Source organism: Microvirga makkahensis, from assembly GCF_009830105.1.
Classification (GTDB): Bacteria; Pseudomonadota; Alphaproteobacteria; order Rhizobiales; family Beijerinckiaceae; genus Microvirga; species Microvirga makkahensis.
Window position 1 is genome coordinate 1 of record NZ_WURB01000056.1, and the last position, 7,412, is coordinate 7,412.

Here is a 7,412-nt window from a genome sequence, read left to right on the forward strand (position 1 = left end):
TCAGCTGTATCTGGACTTCATCAACATGTTCCAGTTCCTCCTGGCGCTGCTGGGCAACCGCAACGAGTAAGGACGACGGTACGGACAATTCTCAGGAGCCCCGGCCCAAAGCCGGGGCTTTCTGCTGGCCGATTGCGCGGCATCATGGGATCCTGAGCTCTCAGGCTGGTTGCCGCTCCAGTGGAGACAGCCTCTCACCGGGTCCTGTTCTGCTTCTTGGTCCAGCAATGCTCGTTCAACCCGGCATTCGGTGGCAAAAGCCGCCGAAATGGAGATAACCGAATGAAGATCAGGGGAGAGTTCCCAAAGATCGTCCAGCTCCATCAATCTGCTGCAGGTGAGATTGTCGATGAGGCTTTCACCTGTGACGAGAACGGAAATGTCCCTTCGGTAGCATCAGCGGGAAGAGCCATCCATGTTCGGGGCCACAGAGGTCCTCCGCTGCCAAGGTATACGCCGAGCGACACGGCCAGGATTCCAATCCAACCACTAGGCGACAGCGCCTTCCCCAGAATCGGGGTGGTCAACAGCGCCGCAATCGTCGGAATCAGCGCTCCGAAGAGAGCTTCTTCAGCCGCATCCAGCGGGCTTATGCCGATGTCCATCACCGCTTCTCGACCCGGTATTTCGACTGGTATGTCGCCGATCTCGCGTGGAAGGAGGACGCCCGGTGGATGAGCAACGGGGCGTAGACCCGCTTCATGCTCGGACAGGCTCTCCGGAGGCGGACGTCACGGCACCTGTGCGGCTACTGGCAGGGCAACGAGCCGCCGGAGCTGACCCGGGAAGGATATGGCCCACTGTCCCTCTCGACCGGATGCGGTGGCAACCCACCCTTGGCTGAGACGTTGTCAGGACAATGTGTACCTGCAAGCTGCGATACCGTTCTTCACCGGCACCAACGGCCCTGACCCGGCGCCGGGCCGTGCACCTGTTCGTGGGTGCAGCGCTCGCGCCCATTGTGGCGGGATGCGAGCGCATTGCGCCGTTCATCGTGTCAGACGAGACCGTGGAACAGCTTGGACTCGAGACCTGGGCCAGGCTGCGCCAGCAGATGCCGGTATCCCAAGATGCCAGAGCGCAGCGGCAGGTGGCAGCGGTCGCAAAGCGGCTCCTCGTGGCTGCAGGAGAGGATCCAAACCGTTGGGAAACTCAGGTCTTCGCCGAGCCGCAGGCGAACGCCTTCGTGCTGCCCGGCCGCAGGATCGGCGTACTCGAGGGCATGCTCCGGATTGCCAGAACCGAGGGCCAGCTTGCGGCTGTCATCGGGCACGAGATCGGACATCTCCAGGCCGAGCATTCGCGGGAGCGGGTGTCTGCCGAGACGCTGCGGCAGTGGGGATTGCAGCTCATCAGCTTCCTCCTCCAGATCAATGAGGTGGCATTTGCGCGCGAGATAGCGGCGCTGCTTGGGGTGGGAGTCGAGTTTGGCCTTGTGCGGCCTTATGGACGAGCGCAGGAACTCGAGGCTGACAGACTCGGCCTATTGATGATGGCCAAGGCGGGCTATGACCCGCGTGAGGCGGTTGAGCTGTGGCGGCGCATGGATCGGCAGGGCGGTGGCATTCCGGCCATCCTGTCCACCCATCCGGCGCCGCAGGACCGCATCGAGGCCATCCGGGCGATGATCCCGGAGGCGATCAAGGCGGCGAAAGCCTAGAAGGCAGGCCCGTCCATGCGGTGATGTCACATCCACTCGGGCATGGGATTGGGGCGCATAGATCGCGTGGCATGACTGATCCCCTCCGCGACAGGCGCCACCGCTTTCCACTTCAGATCATCGCCCATGCCGTCTGGCTGTATTTCCGGTTCCCACTGAGCTTGCGGCTGGTCGAGGAGATGCTGTTGGAGAGTGGGATCGCGTCTCCTCCGAGACAGTTCGGAGCTGGGCCGTGAAGTTCGGGCCATCTGCCGCCCGCTGCCTCAGGCGCAAAACGCCGAGCCGCCACGACATCTGGCACTTGGATGAGGTCGGGGTCACCTTTGCCGGCGAGAAGCATTGGCGAGCCGTTGATCAGGACGGGGACGTGCTTGATGAGATCGTCCAGACGCGGCGGGACACCAACGCGGCCAAGCGGATGCTGAAGCGTCTGTTGAAATAGCAGGTTGGGGGACAAGAACTGCTCCCAAACACAAGCCAAGCTAGAACGAACCAACCCCCTCCTTCCGGGATACCGGCCCCCTCCCCTTCTGACGAACCAAGAGCAGGCAGTTCCTTTGGGCCATCCCGGTAACGCTATCCAGAACGTTCGTGTCGACAGACCTGGTGCCTGCTAGGCACGAGCGATGGTCAGGGACTCCTCCGGTTTGGGCAGGGACAGCGCGTAACCCGTTAGATAGCGTAGATCGTAACCGCTGTTCATCTCGTGCAAGCGCTCGACCAGCAGGTCGAGGCGTTCGACCTGAGGCATTGCCAATAACCGGCACTTGCGGAAGGCCTCAAGAGGTCGTGGCTGTATCGTATCTTGAGCTTTCCTTTGCTGATGCCGTGCGCCGCCAGGTAGGATTTCAGAAACAGTTCGAGGGCATGAGCGAGCAGGGAGAAGCCGGCATGCGGGAATTCGGTTTTGCCGTCCTGGGTCAGCCGTTCAAAGGCCAAGAGGTACTCTTCGCCACGGACGAAAAGATCTGTGGCGAATAGGCCGAGCGGCTGCGGCATCTCGATGTTGGTTTCGTTTGGCATCGTGGGGGCTGAGCATTTGTTGGAGAGACTTGAAGGGACTTCCTATGTCTGTCCTAGGGCATTGAAGCCTCAAAGTGGATTCCAATTCGAGTCTGAATCGGTGGTCATTTGGGTAAGCGCATCGTTATGAGTGCGGAATATCTCAAGCTGCCGCGCGGGTTGGGTCGATGAAAAGCCCCGGTTTTGGCCGGGGCTTTCCTGCGTTCTAAAGCATTGGGGGTGAGTTTGGATTCACTCCGATGCTTTAGAAAGCGGCCCCGAGCTGATCGACGAGATAGTACTCCCAAACAGGGATCGTTACGTGAATGAAGATTGTCTAGGAATTCGCAGAACGATTTTTGCAGCGCCGCGAGCTTTCCGAGTCGTCCCTGCTTACGCCCATTCACCAATGACAGCAGTGAGGCAACCAGCGACCTCAAGCAGACGAAATGAAGGTCCGCTTACTCTGCGAATGCGGAAATCCGGATAAGGTCAGCTCCGTGCCAATTGCAGTCGTTCGTGGCTGATCGGCAATGTTCGGGCTGCCGGCCGCGGCGATGCTGTCGGCTACCTAGGTCATACCCCAACGGGCAGACGCGGATATTCGCGTGACCCAGACGTCGAGAAAGATTATTAGTGCGGCATGCATATTCGCACCGCCCGTCCCGAAGACGCTCCCGCCATCTGGTCAATCATCGAGCCGGTCATTCGCGCTGGCGAGACCTATACGCTTGACCGGGACATGATTGAGACGGACGCGCTGGCTTACTGGCTTGGCCCGGACAAGGAGACGTTCATAGCCGAGGAAGACGGAACAATCCTCGGCACTTACTACATGCGTCCGAACCAAGCAGGCGGTGGCAGTCACGTTTGCAACTGTGGCTTCATGACGGGTGCGGATGCTACGGGGCGTGGGGTGGCGCGGCGGATGTGCGAGCACGCGCTGGCGCACGCCCGGTCGCGTGGTTATAAGGGGATGCAGTTCAACTTCGTGGTAAGCACCAACGAACGGGCGGTGCACCTCTGGCAGAAGCTCGGCTTTGAGATCGTCGGCCGGCTCCCTCTAGTCTTTCACCATCCGGTCCACGGCTACGTCGATGCGTTGGTGATGTTCCAAGCGCTTTGAGAGCCGCTCCGCGCACACCTACAGTCCCGTCTCGCGCAACCATCCTTCGCTGAGGCATGTCCCTGCGGAGATGAGTTCAAGGCGTCTGAGGCTCATTGTGGAGCAGGAAGCAGCCAATTAGCGTACTCATGCTGATGTGTGCCAGGAGGGTGGGTCATGACGGACACACGCCCGACCGATGCAGGTCGTGAGGAACACGATCTGTTTACCTGGTTCAGCTTGACAGGCGAAAGAAGGAGAGACCAGGAGCGTTGCATTCTTAAGGCCTATCGTAGCCCCCTGTCCAAACTGGTTTGGATGGCAGAGTCTCCAAGCATGCAAAGTCTAGCCGACGTCCAGGTGGAAAGCGGGCGGCAAAAATAACTTGATCAGATTTGTAGGTGGGCCATCTCGGTGCGGTGCAGATCTATTACACGGAGGTGAGACAGGGGGAGCGCAACCTCTTGCACCCTCTCAGCAAAGGAAGCGGTATCGGAAACGGAGCTGGGATCAACGACTCCGTGAGCTACGTGTCCCAACCTTAGGATGGTCCGGAATGGGTCACGAGCAGGAGATCAGCGTGAAGAGCGGAATGTCCGACTTACCTCGGTAAGCTGACAAAGACTCTGGGAAGCGCGCCAAGTCTGGGCTTCGTCGGCAGAACAGCCGAGGTTCATCGCGGGGGCTTCGCTTCAGGAGCACTGCAATGCAAGACACTACCGCTGACCATCCCTGCCGAACCAACTCCCCTTGGAATCGGGGCAAGCTGATTGGACCCAAGCCGCCTCTGAAAGCCGAAGAGATCTGGTCCATTCGCGTCAGGCTCCAGGTTGCTCACCGCATCCGGGATCTGGCCCTGTTCAACTTGGCCCTCGACAGCAAGCTGCGATCCTGTGACCTCGTTGCGCTGCGCGTCGATGACGTGGCCCTCAATGGGCGGGTGCGGTCCCGAGCGACGGTGATGCAGCGGAAGACGGGCCAGCCTGTTCAGTTCGAGATCACAGAGCAAACCCGGGAGGCTGTGGGACGCTGGCTGGAGAAGAAGGACCTGCACAAGGGCGAGCCCCTTTTTCCGAGTCGGATCAATCGAGCGAGGCCCATGACCACGCGCCAGTACGCCCGCCTCTTGGCATCCTGGCTTCGCGCGATCGGGCTCGATCCCCTCGCCTATGGTACCCATTCCCTACGGCGAACCAAAGCCGCTATGATCTACCGACGAACAGGCAATCTCCGGGCCGTTCAGCTCCTGCTGTGTCACACCAAGATTGAGAGCACTGTTCGGTATCTCGGGATTGTTGTCGACGATGCCCTTCTGATTGCGGAACAGGTTGAGATCTGATCGCCTGGGGCGGCCCGCCATCGAGCCGCCTCAGAGCCGACGGCCTGTTACGGGGCAAGGTCCGGACCTGAGGCTCAAGCAGCCACAAGGCAAACGACAGGCGGGTGTCAGGAGCGGACCTCACGGACATCATGTGGCCACCATCAAGAGTACCTGAGCAGGATCGATCTGAACGGATGCTCAGGCAGTGTCCTCAACCAACTCACGTCGCTGGAACCGACAATTGAAGGGCGGCGAGGCCCGACATCAGCAGATTGTCCGGATTGGGGAACTCCCCTGTCACGTCGGTCGTCAGGGTTGAACTTGTAGCTGCCGGCGACGAGAGAGCTCTTGTGCGAGTATGCGTCGCCGGTTGGCAGGACGAGCCCTAACTGCCGCTGCCCACCCATCCTTAAGCCTCACCGAAAACTATCGTAGCAATTTTCGGATGCTCAAGCATGCACCAGCGGGTGAATATGCGCGGGGTGGCCCTGGTAAATATTGAAGCCGTACCTGCCCTGCTAAGCACAATCCTATCGTTGAATTGCTCCAACGAAGGTAAGTTTTGCCCAAATCACTAGGAATGATACGCAGCACTTGTTATTGTTTAGGAAAAGACCTATGTAGATTATATCGGATTTTGTCCGGACAATCGGGTCGTTTCGCTTTTGGCACTGCCAGGCGCACGTTCGGACTTTCTTACCATTACATCGACGAACCGAGTTGAGGCCGCGCTTATGCGCGCCTTCCCTCACGTGCATCTGCAATAATCGCGAAAGGTTATTCCAATGGTTATGGGCACTGTAAAATTCTACAACGACATGAAGGGCTTCGGCTTCATTCAGCCGGATGATGGCAGCAAGGACGTGTTTGTCCACGCCACCGCCCTCGAGCGCGCCGGCATGCGCGGCCTCGTCGAGGGCCAGAAGGTTGCCTTCGATACGGCGGAAGACCGCCGCTCCGGCAAGATCGCCGTCAACAACATCGAAATGGCGTGACCGCCGATGACTGGCTCAGGACACAGGCCTGTGCCGCTCAGTCTTGAAGCCGCTCCCCTGTGGGGCGGCTTTTTTGTTCGCCCCCGCAATCATCGGGCAGCGGTCAACCGCCCTGCCCGACAACGGTCGGGCTCCAGGAAAAATGAATGTCTCACAAGTATAATGTTCGTCACCGCATCTAGTCGTCCGGCTTCGGCGAGCGCGCCGTGCGCGAGAGCGAGATTGCGGCACAGACATGAACCAATTGACCAGCGCAGACGCCTTCTCCCGTGGGTCGCAAATCTACGATCCTGTTGCCCTGCTTCGACAGGGTGATGAGGCCTTGTACGTTGCTCGGGTCGGCATGAAGGCCTCACGACAGTTCATGATCCTCATGCCAACGGGTGAGCCTGCGTGGCCGCATGAGCCTCTCGGCAGCCTCTCCGATGTCGCCTAGGCTCTTCGGGCCCACGAGTGGCAGCTCGTTGCGCCTGAGCCGATGGGCGAGAGTACTCGACAAGCCGGGATGTTGGCGCGACTGCTCACGGAGCGAGCCTGACAACAATGAACTTTATATCGATTCTCTGCTCGCAATCTTCGGCATTATTCCAGTGCCAAAGATCGACAGCTCCCGCACGTGAAGGGCAGGCTTTCGCGGCTTCAGGAGAGATAAGCGCAGGAGTTCACGAACGAAAACCACAGCAACAAAATATCAGTCTCTGATGTTGCTGCCGCGTGTGGCTTGTCTTCCAGCCACTTCATCAAATCGTTCAGCACATCATTCGGGCAATCGCCACACCAATATCTCGTGAACCTCCGCCTCGCATCGGCAGAGAAGCCTCTCGTCGAAACCGACTTGCCGCTTTCGCATATTGCTTATGTGAGCGGCTTCTCGAGCCAGAGCCATATAACCGCGACGATGCGACGTTACAAACTAGCGACCCCCGGCGAGATCAGGAGACGTAAAGAGATCTCACCTCACTATTACGAACGGCGCCAGCAACTCTCTTACGCATTGTGCCGCAAACACATGACGGAATGCTCAAAGCATCAGCCGTGATATAGTCACAACGCCAGGTCTCTTGCATCAAAGCTGAAAAAATTCAGCAGGATTTTGATATAATCGCATTTCCCTGAAAGACGCCTGCCCGAATCCATGTGCTTCATGCGGCCTATCTCCGTCCGGAGATTGAAGGCGGTATCTGGCTCATCGTGCTTCGCGATCATGCTGCATACTGTCGGGCTGCATTGCCTTCAGCCGGATCGGCAGGATCGCTGTGCAGATGCGGGGGCATCTATGCAACATTCTATCGTGCGAAATCACGCACGATCTTTATCGAATGCGGGTGG

At 58.9% G+C, this 7,412-nt stretch carries 8 protein-coding genes and 1 pseudogene; 8 read left to right on the forward strand and 1 reads right to left on the reverse strand.

What is annotated here, in order from left to right; translation table 11 throughout:
- Positions 1 to 395: 395 nt before the first annotated feature.
- The 3 genes and pseudogenes from GR328_RS28715 to GR328_RS26155 form a co-directional block, all read left to right on the forward strand.
- Positions 396 to 692, forward strand: a complete 297-nt coding sequence (locus GR328_RS28715; RefSeq protein WP_160888583.1) for a transposase — start codon at positions 396 to 398, stop codon at positions 690 to 692.
- 233 nt (positions 693 to 925) lie between these two features.
- Positions 926 to 1,660, forward strand: a complete 735-nt coding sequence (locus GR328_RS26150; protein WP_160888576.1) for a M48 family metalloprotease — start codon at positions 926 to 928, stop codon at positions 1,658 to 1,660.
- Positions 1,661 to 1,731: 71 nt separating this feature from the next.
- Positions 1,732 to 2,099, forward strand: a pseudogene (locus tag GR328_RS26155) (IS6 family transposase); the annotation flags it as partial.
- A gap of 174 nt (positions 2,100 to 2,273) precedes the next feature.
- Here GR328_RS26155 and GR328_RS26160 read toward each other — a convergent pair.
- On the reverse strand, positions 2,274 to 2,411 hold the full coding sequence (locus GR328_RS26160) for a hypothetical protein (RefSeq protein WP_160888577.1): 138 nt from the start codon (positions 2,409 to 2,411) through the stop codon (positions 2,274 to 2,276).
- A 38-nt stretch (positions 2,412 to 2,449) separates the two neighbouring features.
- Between GR328_RS26160 and GR328_RS26165 the strand changes: the two genes are divergently transcribed.
- From GR328_RS26165 to GR328_RS28720, 5 genes are all read left to right on the forward strand, one after another.
- Positions 2,450 to 2,641 carry a hypothetical protein gene (locus tag GR328_RS26165; protein ID WP_160888578.1) on the forward strand — a complete coding sequence of 64 codons (192 nt, stop codon included), beginning with the start codon at positions 2,450 to 2,452 and terminating at the stop codon, positions 2,639 to 2,641.
- A gap of 664 nt (positions 2,642 to 3,305) precedes the next feature.
- Positions 3,306 to 3,788: a GNAT family N-acetyltransferase gene (locus GR328_RS26170; protein WP_160888579.1), complete on the forward strand. Its 483-nt coding sequence runs from the start codon at positions 3,306 to 3,308 to the stop codon at positions 3,786 to 3,788.
- A gap of 685 nt (positions 3,789 to 4,473) precedes the next feature.
- Positions 4,474 to 5,106: a tyrosine-type recombinase/integrase gene (locus tag GR328_RS26175; protein WP_160888580.1), complete on the forward strand. Its 633-nt coding sequence runs from the start codon at positions 4,474 to 4,476 to the stop codon at positions 5,104 to 5,106.
- Positions 5,107 to 5,873: 767 nt separating this feature from the next.
- Positions 5,874 to 6,083, forward strand: coding sequence for a cold-shock protein (locus tag GR328_RS26180; protein WP_160888581.1), 210 nt, complete (start codon positions 5,874 to 5,876; stop codon positions 6,081 to 6,083).
- Positions 6,084 to 6,771: 688 nt separating this feature from the next.
- The gene (locus GR328_RS28720) at positions 6,772 to 7,122 is read left to right on the forward strand and encodes a helix-turn-helix domain-containing protein (RefSeq protein WP_425487081.1); all 351 of its coding nucleotides are present in this window, start codon (positions 6,772 to 6,774) and stop codon (positions 7,120 to 7,122) included.
- Positions 7,123 to 7,412: the final 290 nt, after the last annotated feature.